Source organism: Ruegeria sp. CK2, from assembly GCF_056536585.1.
The window spans coordinates 1-18,099 of the sequence record NZ_JBQFPW010000012.1 but is presented as its reverse complement, the minus strand read 5'-3'; the positions used below and the strand labels follow the sequence as shown (position 1 = coordinate 18,099).

Below are 18,099 nucleotides of genomic sequence, written 5' to 3'. Positions count from 1 at the left end.
TGATATTGACAAGAGAAGTCATGTTACTTATTAAGTTTCATTACTTTGATTCAGCACCAGCTGTGGAGGCTCTGATGTCAATTGCACAGACCCAAACTACGCAAGTCTTGTCTGGGAAGAAGCATTGGCTTGGCGCTGCGTTCCTATTCACAGCCGCGTTCATCAACATGCTGGATACCACCATCGTGAATCTGGCCCTCCCCTCGATCCAGGATGATCTGTCCGCCTCACACAGTACATTGCAATGGGTTCTGGTGATCTATGCGCTCACATTCGCAGCGGGGCTGCTGCCATTTGGCCGCTTTGGTGATGTACTTGGCAGACGGCATTTGTTTCTTACCGGCTTGAGCGGGTTCACCCTCGCGTCGATTGCATGCGGTGTGGCGCCAACAATCGAGACACTCGTCATATCCAGGATGGCCCAGGGGCTGGCCGCCTCGATGATGATGCCTCAGGTCTTGGCCATTCTTCACGAAAGCTTTCCTGAAGACGACAAGGCTAAGGCGATTGGCCTCTTCGGGATGATAACGGCGCTCGGGGCAATGGCTGGACCATTGGTGGGAGGCTTCCTGATTTCCGCAAACATGTTCGACTTGGGATGGCGCATCATCTTTCTGATTAACATTCCCATTGGTGTCGCTGCTCTTGTAGGCGCGGCGGCATTCCTGCCGGCTGCTCGTGCAGCCAAAACTCAGACCGTCGATTGGTTGGGAGCGTTCCTCTTTGCGGGCGCCTTAGTTGCGCTCCTTTACCCGATGATTGAGGGTCGTGCGTTGGGATGGCCAAGCTGGCTGGCAGCAGTCTTCCTTCTCTCTTTTCTTTTGATGGCCAAGTTCTGGCATCATCAGCAACGCCTCGCCAAAAAGGGACGGCCTCAGCTGCTGCCTCTGAGTCTGCTTGAGAATGCGCGTTTCTTGTCCCGCATTGGATTGGTGACACTCATGTTTGTGGGGATCGCTGGCCCAATTGTTGTATTGGCAATCGTTTTGCAATCCGGGCTTGGACTGTCGCCCGCACAAGCGGGGGTCGCACTGGCGGCGCATCCGTTAAGCATCATGTTGGCTTCTATTCTGACCAGCCGATTTGGGACCAGGCACCTTGCATTGCGGGCATCGCTGGGCATGGTCTCACTGCTGATTGGCATGCTTTTTCTCAAGCTTCTCATCTCTGATGACACACCTGTTCATGTTGTTTGGTTGCCACTTGTCTTCGTTGGCGCGGGCATGGGGGCCGCGGCCGTGGCCATATATCAACTTGTTCTCAAGGAGGTGTCCGCGGCCGACGCGGGCGCGGGTTCCGGCGCCCTGCAAGCTTTCCAGCAGATCGGGATCGCGCTTGGGATTGCGCTGGTGTCTCAGGTATTCTTCACTGTGCTTGGCGACGATCCCACTCCCGCAAAATACATCGAAGCATTGAGGGTCGCACTCTGGCTTCCAGTCGCAATCTACGCCGCCTTGAGCGTTCTCATCGGCGCACTTCACCACAAGGAGAAATCGAATGCGAGATCTTGATCCAGGCTCTCAAACCGCCACTGAATTCTGGGAAGGCGTCTACCACAACGCAAGCTCGAAGACGTCTGGCATTCCATCGGTCATTCTAGAGAAGTTCGCCGCGGAAAGGGAGCCAGGGAGCGCGCTTGATCTCGGATGCGCCAGGGGTGACGACGCTGTCTGGCTTGCTAAGAACGGATGGAATGTCGTTGGCGTTGATGTGGCTCCTTCGGTCCTGCGTATCGCCGCTGAAAACGCTGAGAAACATGGTGTTTCCAATCAAGTCCGTTTTGAGCAACACGACCTGGCCGAGACTTTCCCGGATGGGCAGTTTGATCTGATCTCAGCAATGTTCCTGGAAACGCCTTTGGAACTCCCAAGGGCAGAGCTGTTCCATCGCGCTGCAAATGCTCTGTGCCCATCAGGGCTTCTGCTGATTGCAACCCATCAGATACTCGCGCCTTGGGCATGGGGCGATCCCAGCGTTGAGCGGCCGGATGGCCCCGCAAGACTTACTGAACTAGACATTGATGACAAAAACTGGCGCAAAGTCTTTGTGGGATCCGTTGAGCGGGAAGCGCGAGGGCCAGAGGGTCAAACCGCCCAGGTCAAAGATGCCGTTGTCGCTCTGAAGAAGCTGGCGTAGCGAGAATAGTTCGAGATAAGTTTCGAGTATGTGAACACACCGACACGCGTGTTGGTTTTCGGAGTTGAGCGCATGGATGTAGTTCGGTTTTCCGAGCGTTTCATGGGGATGAAAGATGAGGTCTGGCTTCGACATGCCAATCCATGGTCAGTCTGGACCCGTGTGTTGACGCCACTTCCGCTTTTGGCTGTGGCAATCTGGAGCCGCGCTTGGGTAGGCGGCTGGGCGTGGGTGGCCATAGCTATCGTTATTGTTTGGATCTGGTTGAATCCACGCGTGTTTCCGCAACCCAAAAGCTTCGAAAGCTGGTCAGCGCAAGGCGTGTTGGGTGAGCGAGTGTGGCTGCGGCACCTCGACAAGGTCGCAGCGCATCACAGGAGAGTCGCCAAGGCACTGGCAGTAGGAAGCGGTTTGGGTCTCGTACCCTTCGCATATGGGCTGTGGAAATTCGACATCGGGTTCACATGCTTTGGCATCGTTATGATCTCAGGCGGCAAAATGTGGTTTGTGGATCGAATGGTATGGGTCTGGCGCGACTTCCAACGGGGCGGCGGGTCGTTGAGTGATCTCGAAACTGAGAACTGAAGAATTGCCCCCTTGGAACAAGTCACAGCTACCTGTTCCCGATTGGATCAGCCCGCACCCAATTTCTGGTGGAGATATTGTGCGAGCGCTGCCACTCGGCGAGGTTGGGCTCGACTGGGCGGAAACATCATTTGTAGCGGCTTGGGTGGCGGGAGGAAGTCGCCTAAAAGGGCCACCAGCTTTCCGGTTCTGACATCATCGCCGACATCAAGTTCCGACTTCAACACAATACCATGGCCTTCCAGCGCCCAACTGCGGATAAGCGAGCCATCATTCACAATTCGGTTTCCCCTGACCGGTATAAGCTGACGCTCAGTGCCTGCGCCAAACTCCCAAACGTTGTCGAGCGAGCCGCCGAACCGCATGATCAGGCAGTTGTGTTTTGCGAGATCTTCGGGCCGTTCTGGAGCTCCATGTCTCGCCAAGTAGCTGGGCGCCGCGCAGACAACACGCTGGTAGCTTCCGAGGTTGCGTATTCGGAGCGCGCTGTCGGTGATATCCCCAAATCGAACAGCCAGGTCAAAACCCTGGCCCACGAGATCGACATAGCCATCGGATAGTGACAGTTCTATCGAAACGGCCGGGTTTTCTTCGGTGAATTCGGTGATCACATCCGACACAACACCCCGACCTAAATCGATGGGCGCACTGACGCGGATCGGGCCAGACAGGGTTTCGGCGCCGTGACGAATGCGGGTGTCGAGGTCAGTAACTTCGCCGAGAACGCTTTTGGCACCATCGAGCAGGACGCGTCCTTCTTCGGTCAAGCTGATGGAGCGGGTTGTTCGGTTGAACAAAACCACACCATAGTGTGTTTCCAGAGCGGCGAGCCGTTCGGAGACGGTTGTGCTCGATAAACCTGTCTCTCGGGCGGCTGCAACAAGGCTGCCTTTCTCGGCGATGGTCAGGAAGACGCGAAGGTTGTCGAGAAACATTGGCCGGGTTTTCCGGATTATATCTTTGATAGATGAGTATTTATCCCGTTTTTACGGTGACGTAAATCTACGAAACCAATCAAACAGAAAAGGAACCACCATATGGCCAAGCTGACCATTGTCGCCAACGTCAAAGCCAACGCCGACAAGATCGATCTTGTCAAAGCCGAGCTTATCAAGCTCATCGACGTCACCCGGTCTGAAAAGGGCTGCGTCAACTACGACCTGCACCAAGACAACGACAACCCAGCACACTTCCTGTTTTACGAAAATTGGGAAAGTCGAGAGCTATGGCAGACCCACATGAGTGCTCAGCACCTGACCGCATACTTGGAAGCGACAGAGGGCGCCGTCGCTGAATTCACGTTGAATGAGATGACCATCGTCGGTTGATCAAAAGTCGGAGAGAGGAGCACGTTATGAAAGCTGTGGGATACCGTGAGACAGGACCGATTGATCGGGCGGACGCCTTGATTGATTTCGAGGCAGATAAACCAACGCCGAACGGGCACGACTTGCTCGTGAAGGTTAAAGCCGTATCAGTGAACCCGGTCGATACAAAAATTCGGCAAAAACGAGCTCCTGAAGGTCCAGCACCTGATGTTCTGGGGTGGGACGCCGTAGGGATCGTCGAAGCCGTTGGCGAGGCGGTCGAGACTTTCAAACCGGGAGACACCGTTTGGTACGCCGGGGCGATCAATCGGCCCGGAACCAATGCTGAGTTCCATCTGGTGGATGAACGTATCGTCGGAACCGCGCCAAAATCCATAGCAGCGTCAGCGGCTGCGGCGATGCCACTTACGACACTGACTGCGTATGAAATGCTGTTCGACCGGTTGCGAGTCCAAGATGCCGTTCCCGCTGGGACTAATACGTTGCTGGTCATAGGCGGTGCAGGTGGTGTCGGGTCAATCGCCATCCAATTGGCTCGCGCTCTCACTGATTTGACGGTGGTGGCCACTGCCTCTCGGTCCGAGACACAAGATTGGGTTCGAGAGTTGGGCGCACAAAATGTCATCAACCATGCCGAACCTTTTGGCTCGCAACTCAAGGCGCTAGGTATCGAAAGCGCGGATTTCATTTACTCGACAAACCATTCCGAGCTTTATGCATCTCAAGCTACTGAGGTGATGACACCCCAAGGTCGTTTTGGTTTGATCGACGACCCTGAGACTTTCGATATCGCGCCGTTTAAACCAAAGTCGATCTCAATACACTGGGAGTTTATGTACACCCGGTCGCTGTTTGCGACTGGTGATATGCGTCGACAGAGTGATATTCTGAATCACGTTGCCAGTATGATAGACGAAGGGAAGATCAGGTCTACCGCGACTGAGACGCTTGGTACTATCTGCGCTGCCAACCTGATCAAAGCCCATGCTATCCTCGAAAGCGGTAAGGCAAAGGGCAAGCTCGTCCTCGAGGGATTTTGAAATGGAAATTGAACGGCTCGATCACGTAAATATAGTGACCAACAGACTGACCGAATTGGTGGCGTGGTACGAAGAGATACTCGGTTTGAAGCCGGGACCACGCCCCGACTTTCGGTTCCCCGGGGCATGGATGTATGCGGGAGAACACGCTTTGGTTCACTTGGTGGGTCGCGAAGGACAACCCAGTGTTGGTTCAGAAGTGAAGCTGAAACTCGAACACTTCGCATTCTCGGCCAAGGGCATGAGGTCATTCGAAAAGAAGCTTGTTGAACACAGTCTTCCGTTCAGAAAGACAGATTTGCCTGGCGCCAGCGTCGTCCAGTTCCATCTGGCCGACCCCGATGGCAATCATATCCACATCGATTTTGACGAAGGTGAATAGTTGGAAAAACTATTTCCCGCGCCGCCTCAATCGGACGTTTCATCAGTCGTCATATGGATAAAATGTCGAACTCGCGTTTCACCTAGGCATTCGTGCGGGTAAAAGGGCCGTGTAAGCGTCCGCCAAAGGAACTTCTGTGTGCGGCTTCCCCAGATACCAGACGCGTCGATGCCATTTGGTCTATCTGACAATGCCCGCTGTGCATTGGGGTCATTCAGGCTCGAGATAAGCATGCTTGCTTGCTTGAATTTCGAGAGCCTGGAGGCGTTCATCCATGGTGGGTCTGTCTCGTCGAACGCTGACTGCCGCCAGTTAACGTGATAATGCTGTCGGCTCCTGGCCCTTGCTGACGGGATCAGTCACTGAGATGCCGTTCAGTCAGTGGCAGCTTTCCTTCTCCTCTCAAAGCTAAGCTGTCACACCAAAACGCAGCCGATATGCGTTTGGCGTCATACCGATGAGCCTTTTGAACACCTTTCGGAAGGCTGAAGTGTCTTCATACCCAGCATCCCAGGCAATTTGGTCTACAGTATCCTGAGTCAGCTCAAGACTCTCGCGCGCTTTCGCAATCCGCGCGTTCTGCACATACTCCGTCGGTTTCAATCCGGTCGCTGCCGAAAATCGGCGCAGAAACGTGCGCTCTCCCAATCCAGCAAGCGCCGATAGCTCGGTCAATCCGTTTGCCCCGGCTGGATCGGCGTGCACGCTTTGTTGTGCCCTCAGAATTGAGCTGTCTCCGTGGTCAAAGCGCGGTAGAAACTCCGCGAATGGTCGCTGTGAGTTTCGAGGCGGATCAATGAGCAGGAACCTTGCCGTCGCAAGCATGACGCTTGGTCCCATCAAGCGCTCGACCAGGGTCAGCCCTAGGTCGGTCCACGCCAATATGCCTCCTGCCGTGATGATGTCCCCGTCATCCAGGACCATGTGTTGATCCGCCACTGCAATATCTGGAAAGCGACGTGCCAATTGGTCGGCAAACGCCCAGTGTGTCGTAATTTTCCGTCCTTGCAGCAACCCACTTTCCGCCAGCACAAACGCGCCCGCACAGACAGAGCAGACCCGGGTGCCAGTGCCATGCCGGTCACTCAACCATGCCGCTTCATCTGGCAAATTTGCCATTTTTTCCGGCATCACAATGCTGGGGGGCACGATGACAAAGTCGAGCTTGTGATCCTTGTTGGGGTGACTATCCCAACTGCACACAGGCGGCGCTTTTGGTTCGGTCGGATCACGTCTCCAATGGGTGACCCGAATGTAGGACCGTTCTGCCTCAGGCGTCCACTCGGTCGCGATCCGAAACAGGTCGGTCATTCCGTAGACGGCAGACAGCTGACAATCGGGATAGATCAGAAGCCCAATTTCCGCGACGCATTTCATATCGCATTTGTCAATTTTGCCCCGTCATTTGTCAATATCGCCAATCCTGTGCCGGCACCCCAACGCCTAGGTTCTGGCTTGTCACAACGACACCCACAACTTCAGAGGCACACATGCCCCATACGACGAAACCAAACATCTCACTGAACCGGCGCGACGTTTTGATGACGGCGGTAGCTACGTCCGCAGCCATCGCGTTGCCTTCAATAGCGCTCTCACAACCCAAAACTGACCTGCAAGGAATCGAACAAATGTCTACATTCACAACATCCGACGGAACTGAAATCTTCTACAAAGACTGGGGGCCAAAAGATGCGCAACCCATCGTTTTTCACCATGGCTGGCCATTGAGCAGCGACGACTGGGACACTCAGATGCTGTTCTTCGCCTCCCAGGGCTATCGGGTGATCGCCCATGATCGTCGCGGCCATGGTCGGTCCAGCCAAACCGATCAAGGGCACGACATGGATACCTATGCGGCTGATGTCGCTAATCTTGTCGAAACACTGGACCTGAAGAACGCGGTTCACATCGGGCATTCGACAGGCGGCGGTGAGGTGGCGCGCTACGTTGCGCGCGCTAAACCCGGCCGTGTCGCCAAAGCCGCATTGCTGGGAGCGATCCCGCCCTTGATGTTGAAGACAGACATCAACCCGGATGGCATTCCGATGGAGGTCTTTGACGGCTTCCGCAGTGCTTTGATCGCCAATCGCGCGCAGTTCTATATGGACGTGCCTGCCGGCCCCTTCTTTGGGTTCAATCGTGAAGGCGCGGAGGTCAGCCAGGGCCAAATCAAGAACTGGTGGCGTCAAGGCATGATGGGAAGTGCATCAGCACATTATCAATGCATTGCTGTCTTCTCGGAAACCGATCAGACGGAAGATCTGAAGGCCATCGACCTCCCTGTTTTGGTGATGCATGGAGATGACGATCAGGTCGTTCCGATTGCAAACTCGGCGGAGAAAGCGGTCAAGCTCCTGAAGAACGGGACTCTGAAGGTTTACAAAGGCCTGTCTCACGGGTTTTTTGCCACCCATCCGGAGCAAGTAAACGACGATCTGTTGGCGTTCATAAAAGCATGATTTCTGGGAACTGCGTGGGTCCACTTCCTTCGCAGTTCCAACTTGCTCTCATTGGTGCATGCCAAATCGTCTACAATCAAGTCGATGATTGCTTTGAACCTGTTCGGCCGAGCAATCATATTGCATCAAAAAAACCCACCAAGAATCTGAGTTGCTGCCACTGATTCCAGTTCAGCGATCCACAGCATGCCCGCGAATTAAGCCAGTTCTTTAAATGAGGGCTGGAATCCACCAATCAGAATGCACCTTTGATTGAGTGTTAGTGCTATAAGGTTGACGGAACAAAACCACGACTAAGATCAATTGAACGCGTCTCTACGACCGCGCAAAATCTCAGGCGAGTTGGGCAGGCTTATGCGCAAGTATCGCACAAGATTGTGGGCGAAGACGCATGTATTTTATGAATAAAATCAATGTATTGAATGCAGTGTTATGGGCGACCCTACAATCCTTACCTTTCTCAGCCAGTCTTGTAGCGCTTCGGATCCACAACACCTTAGAAATGACGCTGGTTTAGAGGCTATGATCACCTGCGCAGCTCTCAAATAGCGCAGCAGCTTCAGAAGGTCTTCGTCCGAAAGCGAGATCTTCACGAAAACGCGGGAATTCAGAATGAGCAGAACAGCAGTGGTGCAATCGGTATACGACGTCTCGCCGAACATGAGGCGGATTGTGTTCGGAGGTCCAGAATTGGCCGACTTTCCTGTGGGGAAAGAGGGCGGGTACATCAAGCTCGTCTTTACCGATCTTCCGCGGACAACACCGGACCGATCGGTCATGCGCACTTATTCGAACCGGTCGCACGAAGCTGCGAACGGGAAGATCACCGTCGATTCTGCTATGCATGCTGATATCGGTGGAATTGCCATCGACTGGGCGTCTCAGGTCGAACCCGGAGACACAATGCTGATCAACGGGCCTGACATACAGAAGATGGCCCCTCCGAACGCAGAATGGTATCTGATCGCCGGAGACATGACTGCTCAGCCTGCCGCCATGTGCAATCTCGAGATTCTGCCTACGAACGCAAAAGGGTATGCGGTTCTTGAGATCACCTCTGACGCGGATCGGCAGCACGTGAACTTGCCAGCGGGCATGAGCCTGCATTGGGTTGTTAACCCAATACCACAAGAACTGAAAAACAGACTGCTCGATAAGATCAAAAGCCTCGAGTGGCTTGATGGCGACCCGTTTGTCTGGACGGCGTGCGAGTTCGACACGATGAGAGCGCTCAGGACCTACTTCCGAACCGAACGAAGGGTAAAAAGGCAAATGCTCTACCTGTCCAGCTATTGGCGAGCCGGGCGAACCGAAGACCAGCACAAAGTCGACAAAAACAAGGATGCCCAGGCTGACACGCTTTGATCCCTTGGCCTCGGGTCCTACTTCGTAGCTAAGGTGTCTTGCTTAGGATGCGCTCACCGAGGTTGCAACAAAAGGGCGGACAAGTGAGATTGGCCTATACCGGACGTCTGATACCTATCCTTAGTGCTGCGGCGCGGCTCATCGAACCAGGGATTCGCTGGGCTATTGACCGGTGTTTGTGGACTAGGGCTGACTCAGTTTTTCTACGGCGCGCACTTCATCTGTTGTGAGGGCACCAGGCTTTAATCCGCGCGTAAGCAGAGTTAGTTTTGCCGTTTCCTCTAGTTCTTCCATTGCGAACGCCGCGGCCCAGATATCTTTTCCAGCAACAACCGGTCCGTGGTTGGCCAACAACACTGCCGTGCGTTGACCTGCTAGGCTTCTTACCGCGTCACCCATCGCAGCATCTCCGGGCACAAAGAATGGCAGTAACTTAACCTTGCCCAATCTCATGATTGAATACGGGGTGAGTGGTGGCAGCACGTTGTCTGGATCGGTTTCAGGCAGCATCGACAGCGCGACCGAATGGGTTGAGTGTAGGTGTACAACCGCCCCGGTCCCGTTGCGGGTGTCATAAAATGCTGTGTGTAAGGGGATTTCTTTGGTCGGTCGATCACCGCCCAACAATTGAAGGTTTGCATCCAGATGGCTGATGCGAGCAGGGTCCAGAAACCCTATTGAACTGCCTGTTGGTGTTATCAGCAATGTGCCATCGGACAGCCTGGCTGAGATATTGCCGGAGGTGCCGCAGGTAAGCCCTCGGTCAAACATGGATTTCGCCAGAATACAAATCTCTTCGCGCAGTTTGGCTTCTTCGCTCATGTGGGTTGTTCCATTTTGTCCAACGCCTCAGCAAAGAAGTTCTGATGGCCAAAGTTGCCGGACTTCAACGCGAGCGCAATCGGTCGGGCCTGTATCAGGCGCAGCACAGGCACCCCGGCGGTAAGGCGCGGTCCAACCTCCAGTGTCTGTGCCCCGAGCCCCTTGACCACAGTGCCCGATGTTTCCCCTCCTGCCACAACAATTCTGCGCGCGCCCATCGCGACCAGTTCGGCAGAAAGGTCTGCAAAGAGTTTTTCAATCGCCAGCGCCGTGCGATCCGCCCCGAAAGTGTCTTGGGCTGCCTTCACCACGCCCGGTTCGGCAGAAGAATAGATCAAGGGGGGAACGGGCTGCGCCATTGCCCACGCAGCAAGCTCCTGCGCGTTGACGGTGCCGTTCACGACTTCTGACGCGGTGATTTCGCGATGTGGCGCCTGTTCTTTGTAGACCTCAACCTGTTGCCGCGTGGCTTGGCTGCACGAACCGGATAGAACAACTCCCGGGCCTTTTATCGCGCTCCAGGAGGGTTTGGCCGGGGCGATATCGAAGTTTGCTGGTAATCCCAAAGCGATACCCGATCCACCACACAGCAAACGCGCGCCTTTGGCTGCCTCGCCGATCTCAAACAGATCTTCATCGCGGATCGCATCTGCGATGACGTACCCATCCGTCGGCAGAGTGGCGCGAATGGCCGAGGCACCGCGCATGACTGTCAAAGCGTCGATGTGATTGACAGTTTTGCTGGATTGCGCGGCCAGAACACGCTTCAAATCCGCGTCTCGCATCGGAGTCAACGGGTGATTCTGCATACCACTTTCGTTCAGCAGCTTGTCTTGCACGAACAGATGCCCTTGATAGATACTGCGTCCGTTTTCAGGGAAAGCCGGGCAGACAATCACGCCCTTGGCACCAAGCCGCTCGGACAAGGCATCCAGTACCGGACCGATATTGCCTTTGGGTGTGCTGTCGAAGGTTGAGCAGACCTTGAACACGATCTGCTCGACCCCTTGCGCCAGTAGCCAGTCACACGCCGCAAGACTGTCGCGAATGGCCTCATCCGTCGGTGCAGTGCGAGACTTCAGCGCCACGACTCCGGCGTCCAACTCTTTGGCTGCGGCGTTTTCGGGGACGCCGATGAACTGGCACACCCGCATCCCGGCCTCAGCCAGGGTCAGGGCGATGTCGGAGGCCCCAGTAAAATCATCGGCAATGACACCAATTTTCATATCTCGACCTCTTTTAGCGGGCCCGGGTCCAGCCGGTGGATATGTGGGGCCGCACCAACCGGAAACACCTCTCGTACAAGGGGGTCGTGACCGGGGATAATGAGTTTGGGATGAGATGCGAGACGCTCCAGCGTTTCGAAACCGTCCAGCATGTCCTGCATATCGACCACGATGGGAAAGGCTTTGCGCGCCATGAAGTTCTCGTAATAGTGCGAGGCATCCGAGGCCAAGACCATCCATCCAACACGGGTGCGCACCCGAACACATTGAAGCCCACGCGAGTGGCCGCCAATGCAATGCACCGTCACACCGTCGGCAATCTCTGCGTCCCCGTCGTGGAAAACCACTTTGCCAGAATAAAGCCGCTGCACGGCTTCACAGATATGATTGGCCGTAAATGGCGCGCGTAGGTGGTCGTCACACATACAGGGGCCAGTGGCAAAGGTCATCTCGGCCGCTTGCATATGCAGCGTGGCATTCGGGAACAGATGCAGCCCCCCTGCATGATCATAGTGAAGATGTGTAACGATCACCTGGCTGACCGCCTCGGGCGTGATGCCCAGGGGGCGCAGCGCTTCGCGCGGATCCAGTGCAATGGGGCGGCCGCGCGCAGTACCTTCATCCGCGTCATAGCCCGTGTCGACCAACAGCACCTGATCCCCGCGCCTCAGCACCCAGATGGAATAGTCCATCGCATGGGGGGCGTTGTGGTTGTCGTCGATGATGAAGCTGTCCGCGCGGGTTCGGGCATTGCGATCGGCGTATTTGACCGCGTGGATTTCCCAATCGTTCATCGGATGACCTCGGCGTATTGATGAACAACCTTGGCAGCGATCATCCCCGCCACGGCCGTATCGAAGGATTTGAAATGCGTACTTTCAAGGTGCGCATCGAATGCCGCGCTGTCATCATAAATCTCATACAAGAACACCGTATCCGGGTCTTGCCCAAGGCAGACATCGAATTGATTACACCCCGGCTCGTCGTGCAGGGACAATGCCGCGTTTTCCATCATCAAGGGTAAGAAGGTGCCTCGCAAACCGGGCTTCAAAGTGAAAGTGACCGTAACAGCAAACATCACGCAGACCGTCCTTTCAAGCGTAGAAAAACGCGCTTGGCGGCAGGCAGCTGGCTGAGGATCAGGCCAAGGTTCAGCACCAGCAGAATGGCAGCCCCGGGGCGTGAAAAGAAGACGGACAAATCCCCGTCCGACAGGAACAGTGAGCGACGGAAAGTCTCATCAAACAGCCCCCCCAGAATGACGCCGATCACCAGCGGCGCGATGGGGTATTTCATCAGGTTCATGAAATAGGCCACGGCCCCGACACCCAGCATCAGGTACAGGTCATTTATGCCTCCCCCGACACTAAAAGATCCAATCGTCGTCAAAACCATTACGACCGGCAGAAAGACGGTTTGCGGTATGGCCAGAATCTTGATGAAGACCCGCGCTGTGAACAGCCCCATCAGGAACATCGTTAGCGAGGCCATCACAAGGATTGCAACCACCCGCAGAATGATCTCGGGGTCTATGGCCGGGCCCGGGATGACGTTGTTGATCTTGAAGGCCCCCATTAAGGCAGCCGCTGGCGGCGAGCCTGGAATGCCCAGCACCAAAAGCGGGATCAACGCGCCGCCGATACAGGCGTTGTTTGCCGTCTCGGAACATAGCAGACCTTCCAAAGATCCACGGCCGAATTTATCACCTTCGGCCGAGACGGTTTTTCCTACGCCATAGCTTACCCAGCCAGCGACATCCTCGCCCACTCCTGGAAGTGCGCCAACGCCGGTTCCGATCACACCAGATCGGCCAATCGTGGGCAGATAGCGCCGGATGGATCGAAGGTTTGGCAGGATACGCCCTTTCAGGGCCAGAATCTTTCCTGCCTCGACATGGCGCAACCCGTCGATGATTTGCGGAATCGCAAAGGCGCCCATCAACACAGGAACAACCTGAAATCCGCTCAGCAGGTAAGACCAACCAAATGTGTAGCGGGGTTCTGACAACAGCGGATCGAGCCCAACCATGGACATGGCAAGCCCGATCAACCCGGCGATCCAGCCCTTGATAACCAGATCCTCGCTCATCAGCGTGCCTGACAACAGGATACCGAACAGCGCCAACAGCGCTTTTTCTGGACTAGCGATGTTTTTTGACACCAATAGCAACGCCCAGACAAATATCAGCAGTGTAAGCGTACCGATCACTGTGCCAATAAAGCTGGCGGTTGTCGTAAGCCCCAGTGCTTCGCCGCCGCGCCCTGCCTTGGCCAATGGGTAGCCATCCATGGCGGTGGCTGCGCTGGCCGCAGTACCAGGGATGTTCAGCAGAATGGATGGGTATGACCCGCCATAGATTGCCCCAACATAAGCCCCAAGCAAGGCGATCAGCGAATAGTCCAACGGGATTTTGTTGCCGAAAAACCCAGTCAGGATCGTGACGGCCAGCGTTGCCGTCAATCCTGGCAGCGCCCCGAAAGCTATGCCCAGAAACACTGACGCAATCAGATATAGATAGGTCAGCGGATCCGCGGTCAAACTCACAAGAGCGGATCCAAATCCAGCCAGCTGCGAAAAGATGAAATCCATTCAGTCAATCTTTCCATAACGGACGAAGTGTCACGTAATAGTGGTACTCGATTTGCTTGAAGATCAGACCACCACGCGCGGGAACGTTCTGGCGAAATCCAAACGCCATAGCACACACAAGTATAAGCGGCGCCAGAACCGCGATAAACGGAACATACCTTAAAACACGTTCGGACCCGGCCTTGTTGAGAACCAACAAAGTCAGGATAATCCACAAAATCAAAGTGACCCAATCGTCGCCATGCGCATTCCAGTCTGCCTGAGCCGGAAAGCTGAAAAATGCGAATAGCCCGGCGGCTGCGACTGCGAGGCAGGCGATCAAGGCGCGCTGAGCGTGCCCGCCATAGAATCCAAAGGTCAGCGCAGTGATCATCAGGCCCGAGCACAGGATGAAATCCACTCTGGGCACCAGCCCAACTACATAAGCCAATAGCATAAGCCCTATTGTCGAGCTGCGAAACACCTCGGCCCTGTCCCAGCCGATCCCGACTCGGCTGAATGCATTTTGCGCACCGCCGGATCGGATCGAAATGACCAGCAGCACCAGCGATAAAACCAGCAATCCGCCAAAAATGAACAGCGGAACAATCGCGGCTGAGTTGTACCAATCCGTGCCGCTGACCCCTGCCCGGTTTCCACCCCAAAGGGGAATTTCTGAGGTTTTCCACAAAAAGAATAGCGACACCGCTATCATCACAACCGATGCCCAGAAATCGCGCGCCCGCATGACCTGTGTTTCGTCGATTTTGTCCATGTCCGGCCTCCTGAAGAAAAGGGCGCGATCGCGCGCGCCCTTTCCAAAAGTGCTGTCTTAGGGCTTTTGAATACCCAGAGAGGCGGGATCGACGGTGGCAGCCCCGAGATCCTGCAGGGTATAGGCAAACGTGGCCTCAAGATTGGCGAACAACTCTTGCGCTTCGGCCCCGTGCTGACCGCCAACATCATAGTTGTTTGCAGCCGCCCATTCCGCAACGGTGTCCGAGGCAATCGCCTGTTCGAACGCCTCACCCAGAGCGGCCTTCACATCATCCCCGGCCGAACTGTGTACAGCAAATCCGATCGCCTGTTTCAGCGGCAGATACTGGTCCAGACCGTCATAGACACCAAATGCCGACGGTACGGTTGCTCCACCGATCTGCGCATCTTCAGGTGTCAACATTGCCAGTGGTTTTAGCTGCCCACCCTCAATCAGGGGCGCTTGTTCTGCAAGGGATGTCACGACCAGCGCGACCTCGCCCGCAATGGCAGCTTCCTGCCCGGGGGCAGACCCCTTGTAAGGTACGAATTTGAATTCAGCGCCTGAACCTTTTTCAATCGCCAGCAAGTTCAGGTGGTGAATGGATCCAGCGCCAGATGCAGCCGCTGGAATGGTGCCGGGCGCGGCTTTTGCGGCATCAACAAGTTCCTCAAGCGAATTGTAGGGGCTGTCTGCGGGCACCGAGATCAGATCGGGTGATCCGCCAACGATGAACGGGTACCAGAAGTCGAACTTCTTGTCCCAACCACCTTGCACTGCCGCTGTAACGTTGGATTCCGACAGGCCGACCAGAGTGTAACCGTCATCCGGCTGGTTCATCACATAGACCATCCCATTCGATCCTGCGACACCGCCGGTTTGGTTGATCACGTTGATCGAGACCGGCAGATGCTTTTCCATCTCTGCCATGATCATGCGGTTTATCGTGTCGGTGCCACCACCAGCCCCCCAGACCACCGCTGTAGTGATGTCGCGATAGGGATAGTCCTGCGCGCTGGCAGTCGCTGCAATGCCCGTCGCCATCACGGCTGCGGCCGCAAGCCGCCCAAGTCTCAATCTCATTTCCAAGTCCTCCCAAAACAACTGTGCGTTTGTTATTGCATTTATTTGCGTATACGTTAAAGAATGCATTGTCAACGGACTGTGGTAAACGCTGCGATCGCGCTATGAATGCGAAACATGAAGGAAACGGGTTCAGATGAACAAAGGTTACGAAGTTGCGGTTTTCCACGGAGATGGAATTGGCCCGGAAATCATGGCACCCACGCTTGAAATCCTGCGCTCGCTTTCAGAGCGAAATGCCGGTTACAGCCTGACTTTCACCGATGCGCCCGCCGGGGCTGCCCATTACGCGGCCACCGGCGACTCCTTCCCGACAACATCGCTGGACATTGCACGCGGCGCCGATGCGATTCTGCTGTCGGCAATGGGATTGCCAGATGTGCGCTATCCCGACGGAACCGAGATTTCGCCCCAAATTGATCTGAGAAAACGGCTAGGTCTGTTTGCGGGAGTGCGCCCGGTGAAAGTTAGCCCCGGACAAGCCACGCCCTTGGCCTTGCCAGACAAAAGAGAGATCGACTTTGTTCTGATCCGCGAGAGCACCGAAGGCCTATTCTATTCGCAAGGCACCGGCGAGGTTTGCGAAAACGAGGCTCGCGAGACGTTGCTGATCACCCGCGACGTGTCAGAAAAGCTGTTCCGCTTTGCGTTTCAACTGGCCCAGAGCCGAAAGGCGTCCGGCCGTGGCCCCGGTCGGGTCACCTGTGTCGACAAAGCTAATGTCTTTCGCGCTTTCGCCTTCTTTCGGTCGATCTTTGACGCCGAGGCGGCGCACCACCCCCACCTTACCGCGGACCACTCTTATGTTGATGCGACCGCTCTTTGGATGGTGCAAAAGCCTTGGGAGTTCGATGTTCTGGTGACCGAGAATATGTTTGGCGATATCCTGTCTGATCTGGGCGCGGGTCTCATGGGCGGATTAGGGCTGGCACCGTCTGCAGATATCGGTCTGGATCACGCTGTGTTCCAACCTTGCCACGGGTCCGCTCCGGACATCGCCGGGCAAGGCACAGCCAACCCTTTTGCGATGATTCTATCGGCCGCAATGATGCTGGAGTGGCTGGGTATGACCCACGACAATCCAGCGCTGTCCAGCGATGGTGAACGCCTGCGCGAAGCGGTTGAGACGGTAACGGCGGATGGCCACAACCTGACCCGAGACCTTGGCGGCACGGCGGGAACGCAGGAGGCCGCCAAAGCTGTCATGGACACGCTGCCGACATGAGTAGCAAACAAGACATACAGGTTGCCTGCGTCGGCGCCGGCTATTTCAGCCAATTCCACTATGAAAGCTGGTCGCGCATGCCCCGTGCGGTTCCCGTCGCCTCATGCAACCGCGACATCGAAAAGGCCAAGGCCACCGGCCTGCCCGCCTATCAGGATCTCGCCCGGATGCTGGAGACCGAGAGACCGGATTTGCTGGACATTATCTTGCCGCCGATAGCCCAGGCCGACGCGATCCGTACAGCGCTGCGCTGTGGCCTCAAATGGATTATATGCCAAAAACCCTTTTGCCGGTCTCTCGATGAGGCAGAAGACGTCATCGCTCAGGCTGATGCTGCTAACGCAACCATCGTCATTCATGAGAACTTTCGCTTTCAACCCTGGTACCGCGCCATCAAGACCGCCATGGCGCAAGGCCAAATCGGCACCCCATTGCAGGCCACATTCCGGCTACGGCCTGGTGATGGGCAGGGACCGCGGGCCTATCTGGACCGGCAACCCTATTTTCAGGAGTTGCCGCGCTTTCTGGTGCACGAAACCGCCGTTCATTTTGTCGACACTTTCCGGTTTTTGTTCGGCTCACCAAGCGCGGTCTATGCCGATCTGCGCAAGGTTAATCCTGTGCTTGCAGGTGAAGACGCCGGCTACATTCTGCTGGACCATCCCAATGGGGTTAAAGCCATGTTCGATGGCAACAGATGCCTGGACCACAGCGCAGAGAATCTACGCCAAACCATGGGCGAGGCGCTGATCGAGGGGACCGATGGGGTCTTGACCCTTTACGGTGACGGGTCGGTCGAACGGCGCGGCTTTGGAAAACAGGAAAGGCAGCAAATTCTACCACCAAGCACGCATGATGGATTTGGCGGTGACTGCGTCCATGCCTTGCAAAGTCATGTCATTTCGGGCCTTCTAAATGGCACGCCGCTGGAAAACACTGCCCCGGACTATCTGGAGGTGATCCGCATCGAAGAGACCATCTACCGCTCCGCCGCGGAAGGAAGAAAGATCACCCTGGAGACGCCGTGAAGGACCAAAGCAGCAAAACCCTTTCCAGCACGCAGCGCGCCGTAAGAGAGCTGCGGCGGATGATAGTCTCCGGAGAACTGGCCGCCGGAACCGAC

The 18,099-nt window shown here is 55.7% G+C and carries 19 protein-coding genes; 10 read left to right on the top strand and 9 right to left on the bottom strand.

The features are described from left to right. Positions 1-74 precede the first annotated feature (74 nt). From ACR0BU_RS17030 to ACR0BU_RS17020, 3 genes are all read left to right on the top strand, one after another. Positions 75-1,511, top strand: coding sequence for an MFS transporter (locus ACR0BU_RS17030; protein ID WP_480738184.1), 1,437 nt, complete (start codon positions 75-77; stop codon positions 1,509-1,511). After that, positions 1,498-2,136: a class I SAM-dependent methyltransferase gene (locus ACR0BU_RS17025; RefSeq protein WP_480738183.1), complete on the top strand. Its 639-nt coding sequence runs from the start codon at positions 1,498-1,500 to the stop codon at positions 2,134-2,136. The genes ACR0BU_RS17030 and ACR0BU_RS17025 overlap by 14 nt, the downstream gene beginning before the upstream one ends. Positions 2,137-2,208: 72 nt before the next feature. Next, entirely contained in the window at positions 2,209-2,721 is a 513-nt protein-coding gene (locus tag ACR0BU_RS17020) for a DUF6653 family protein (protein WP_480738182.1), read from the top strand. A 47-nt stretch (positions 2,722-2,768) separates the two neighbouring features. On the opposite strand, the gene ACR0BU_RS17015 is transcribed toward ACR0BU_RS17020, so the two are convergent. Further along, a complete protein-coding gene (locus ACR0BU_RS17015) occupies positions 2,769-3,656 on the bottom strand; it encodes a LysR family transcriptional regulator (RefSeq protein WP_480738181.1) in 888 nt (295 codons plus the stop codon). Positions 3,657-3,758: 102 nt separating this feature from the next. Here ACR0BU_RS17015 and ACR0BU_RS17010 point away from each other — a divergent pair, with 102 nt between their 5' ends. The 3 genes from ACR0BU_RS17010 to ACR0BU_RS17000 are packed head-to-tail and all read left to right on the top strand — an operon-like array spanning position 3,759 to position 5,471. Continuing rightward, the gene (locus ACR0BU_RS17010) at positions 3,759-4,049 is read left to right on the top strand and encodes a putative quinol monooxygenase (RefSeq protein WP_299082179.1); all 291 of its coding nucleotides are present in this window, start codon (positions 3,759-3,761) and stop codon (positions 4,047-4,049) included. A 26-nt stretch (positions 4,050-4,075) separates the two neighbouring features. Then, positions 4,076-5,089 (top strand): zinc-binding alcohol dehydrogenase family protein, encoded by a 1,014-nt coding sequence (locus ACR0BU_RS17005; RefSeq protein ID WP_480738180.1) that lies wholly within the window; start codon positions 4,076-4,078, stop codon positions 5,087-5,089. Position 5,090: 1 nt separating this feature from the next. After that, positions 5,091-5,471 (top strand): VOC family protein, encoded by a 381-nt coding sequence (locus ACR0BU_RS17000; RefSeq protein WP_299082176.1) that lies wholly within the window; start codon positions 5,091-5,093, stop codon positions 5,469-5,471. A gap of 408 nt (positions 5,472-5,879) precedes the next feature. Here the strand turns inward: ACR0BU_RS17000 and ACR0BU_RS16995 are convergent, their stop codons facing one another. Next, the gene (locus tag ACR0BU_RS16995) at positions 5,880-6,848 is read right to left on the bottom strand and encodes a GlxA family transcriptional regulator (RefSeq protein WP_480738179.1); all 969 of its coding nucleotides are present in this window, start codon (positions 6,846-6,848) and stop codon (positions 5,880-5,882) included. Positions 6,849-6,961: 113 nt separating this feature from the next. Here ACR0BU_RS16995 and ACR0BU_RS16990 point away from each other — a divergent pair, with 113 nt between their 5' ends. Together ACR0BU_RS16990 and ACR0BU_RS16985 are read left to right on the top strand one after the other, a co-directional pair. Continuing rightward, positions 6,962-7,930 (top strand): alpha/beta fold hydrolase, encoded by a 969-nt coding sequence (locus tag ACR0BU_RS16990; protein WP_480738178.1) that lies wholly within the window; start codon positions 6,962-6,964, stop codon positions 7,928-7,930. Between the two features lie 612 nt (positions 7,931-8,542). Then, positions 8,543-9,295, top strand: a complete 753-nt coding sequence (locus ACR0BU_RS16985) for a siderophore-interacting protein (RefSeq protein WP_480738177.1) — start codon at positions 8,543-8,545, stop codon at positions 9,293-9,295. 183 nt (positions 9,296-9,478) lie between these two features. On the opposite strand, the gene otnC is transcribed toward ACR0BU_RS16985, so the two are convergent. Genes otnC through ACR0BU_RS16950 form a run of 7 tightly spaced genes read right to left on the bottom strand, consistent with a single transcriptional unit; the run spans position 9,479 to position 15,751 of the window. Continuing rightward, positions 9,479-10,117, bottom strand: coding sequence for a 3-oxo-tetronate 4-phosphate decarboxylase (otnC, locus tag ACR0BU_RS16980; RefSeq protein ID WP_480738176.1), 639 nt, complete (start codon positions 10,115-10,117; stop codon positions 9,479-9,481). After that, positions 10,114-11,343: a 3-oxo-tetronate kinase gene (gene otnK / locus ACR0BU_RS16975; protein ID WP_480738175.1), complete on the bottom strand. Its 1,230-nt coding sequence runs from the start codon at positions 11,341-11,343 to the stop codon at positions 10,114-10,116. Before otnK ends, otnC begins: the two co-directional genes overlap by 4 nt. Beyond that, complete coding sequence (locus tag ACR0BU_RS16970; protein ID WP_480738174.1) at positions 11,340-12,137, bottom strand: N-acyl homoserine lactonase family protein; 798 nt, start codon at positions 12,135-12,137, stop codon at positions 11,340-11,342. The genes otnK and ACR0BU_RS16970 overlap by 4 nt, the downstream gene beginning before the upstream one ends. Next, complete coding sequence (locus ACR0BU_RS16965) at positions 12,134-12,421, bottom strand: putative quinol monooxygenase (protein ID WP_480738173.1); 288 nt, start codon at positions 12,419-12,421, stop codon at positions 12,134-12,136. The genes ACR0BU_RS16970 and ACR0BU_RS16965 overlap by 4 nt, the downstream gene beginning before the upstream one ends. Continuing rightward, positions 12,421-13,932 (bottom strand): tripartite tricarboxylate transporter permease, encoded by a 1,512-nt coding sequence (locus tag ACR0BU_RS16960; RefSeq protein ID WP_480738172.1) that lies wholly within the window; start codon positions 13,930-13,932, stop codon positions 12,421-12,423. The genes ACR0BU_RS16965 and ACR0BU_RS16960 overlap by 1 nt, the downstream gene beginning before the upstream one ends. A 4-nt stretch (positions 13,933-13,936) precedes the next feature. Further along, complete coding sequence (locus ACR0BU_RS16955) at positions 13,937-14,686, bottom strand: hypothetical protein (protein WP_480738171.1); 750 nt, start codon at positions 14,684-14,686, stop codon at positions 13,937-13,939. 57 nt (positions 14,687-14,743) lie between these two features. Then, positions 14,744-15,751 (bottom strand): Bug family tripartite tricarboxylate transporter substrate binding protein, encoded by a 1,008-nt coding sequence (locus ACR0BU_RS16950; protein WP_299888028.1) that lies wholly within the window; start codon positions 15,749-15,751, stop codon positions 14,744-14,746. A gap of 136 nt (positions 15,752-15,887) precedes the next feature. Between ACR0BU_RS16950 and ACR0BU_RS16945 the strand changes: the two genes are divergently transcribed. Together ACR0BU_RS16945 and ACR0BU_RS16940 are read left to right on the top strand one after the other, a co-directional pair. Further along, positions 15,888-16,976 (top strand): isocitrate/isopropylmalate dehydrogenase family protein, encoded by a 1,089-nt coding sequence (locus ACR0BU_RS16945; RefSeq protein WP_480738170.1) that lies wholly within the window; start codon positions 15,888-15,890, stop codon positions 16,974-16,976. Beyond that, complete coding sequence (locus ACR0BU_RS16940; protein ID WP_480738169.1) at positions 16,973-18,004, top strand: Gfo/Idh/MocA family protein; 1,032 nt, start codon at positions 16,973-16,975, stop codon at positions 18,002-18,004. Before ACR0BU_RS16945 ends, ACR0BU_RS16940 begins: the two co-directional genes overlap by 4 nt. The last annotated feature ends 95 nt before the right edge of the window (positions 18,005-18,099 follow it).

Coding starts and splice junctions, on each gene's coding strand:
- ACR0BU_RS17030 (WP_480738184.1), top strand. CDS start 75: ATGTCAATTGCACAGACCCAAACTACGCAAGTCTTGTCTGGGAAGAAG.
- ACR0BU_RS17025 (WP_480738183.1), top strand. CDS start 1,498: ATGCGAGATCTTGATCCAGGCTCTCAAACCGCCACTGAATTCTGGGAA.
- ACR0BU_RS17020 (WP_480738182.1), top strand. CDS start 2,209: ATGGATGTAGTTCGGTTTTCCGAGCGTTTCATGGGGATGAAAGATGAG.
- ACR0BU_RS17015 (WP_480738181.1), bottom strand. CDS start 3,656: ATGTTTCTCGACAACCTTCGCGTCTTCCTGACCATCGCCGAGAAAGGC.
- ACR0BU_RS17010 (WP_299082179.1), top strand. CDS start 3,759: ATGGCCAAGCTGACCATTGTCGCCAACGTCAAAGCCAACGCCGACAAG.
- ACR0BU_RS17005 (WP_480738180.1), top strand. CDS start 4,076: ATGAAAGCTGTGGGATACCGTGAGACAGGACCGATTGATCGGGCGGAC.
- ACR0BU_RS17000 (WP_299082176.1), top strand. CDS start 5,091: ATGGAAATTGAACGGCTCGATCACGTAAATATAGTGACCAACAGACTG.
- ACR0BU_RS16995 (WP_480738179.1), bottom strand. CDS start 6,848: ATGAAATGCGTCGCGGAAATTGGGCTTCTGATCTATCCCGATTGTCAG.
- ACR0BU_RS16990 (WP_480738178.1), top strand. CDS start 6,962: ATGCCCCATACGACGAAACCAAACATCTCACTGAACCGGCGCGACGTT.
- ACR0BU_RS16985 (WP_480738177.1), top strand. CDS start 8,543: ATGAGCAGAACAGCAGTGGTGCAATCGGTATACGACGTCTCGCCGAAC.
- otnC (WP_480738176.1), bottom strand. CDS start 10,117: ATGAGCGAAGAAGCCAAACTGCGCGAAGAGATTTGTATTCTGGCGAAA.
- otnK (WP_480738175.1), bottom strand. CDS start 11,343: ATGAAAATTGGTGTCATTGCCGATGATTTTACTGGGGCCTCCGACATC.
- ACR0BU_RS16970 (WP_480738174.1), bottom strand. CDS start 12,137: ATGAACGATTGGGAAATCCACGCGGTCAAATACGCCGATCGCAATGCC.
- ACR0BU_RS16965 (WP_480738173.1), bottom strand. CDS start 12,421: ATGTTTGCTGTTACGGTCACTTTCACTTTGAAGCCCGGTTTGCGAGGC.
- ACR0BU_RS16960 (WP_480738172.1), bottom strand. CDS start 13,932: ATGGATTTCATCTTTTCGCAGCTGGCTGGATTTGGATCCGCTCTTGTG.
- ACR0BU_RS16955 (WP_480738171.1), bottom strand. CDS start 14,686: ATGGACAAAATCGACGAAACACAGGTCATGCGGGCGCGCGATTTCTGG.
- ACR0BU_RS16950 (WP_299888028.1), bottom strand. CDS start 15,751: ATGAGATTGAGACTTGGGCGGCTTGCGGCCGCAGCCGTGATGGCGACG.
- ACR0BU_RS16945 (WP_480738170.1), top strand. CDS start 15,888: ATGAACAAAGGTTACGAAGTTGCGGTTTTCCACGGAGATGGAATTGGC.
- ACR0BU_RS16940 (WP_480738169.1), top strand. CDS start 16,973: ATGAGTAGCAAACAAGACATACAGGTTGCCTGCGTCGGCGCCGGCTAT.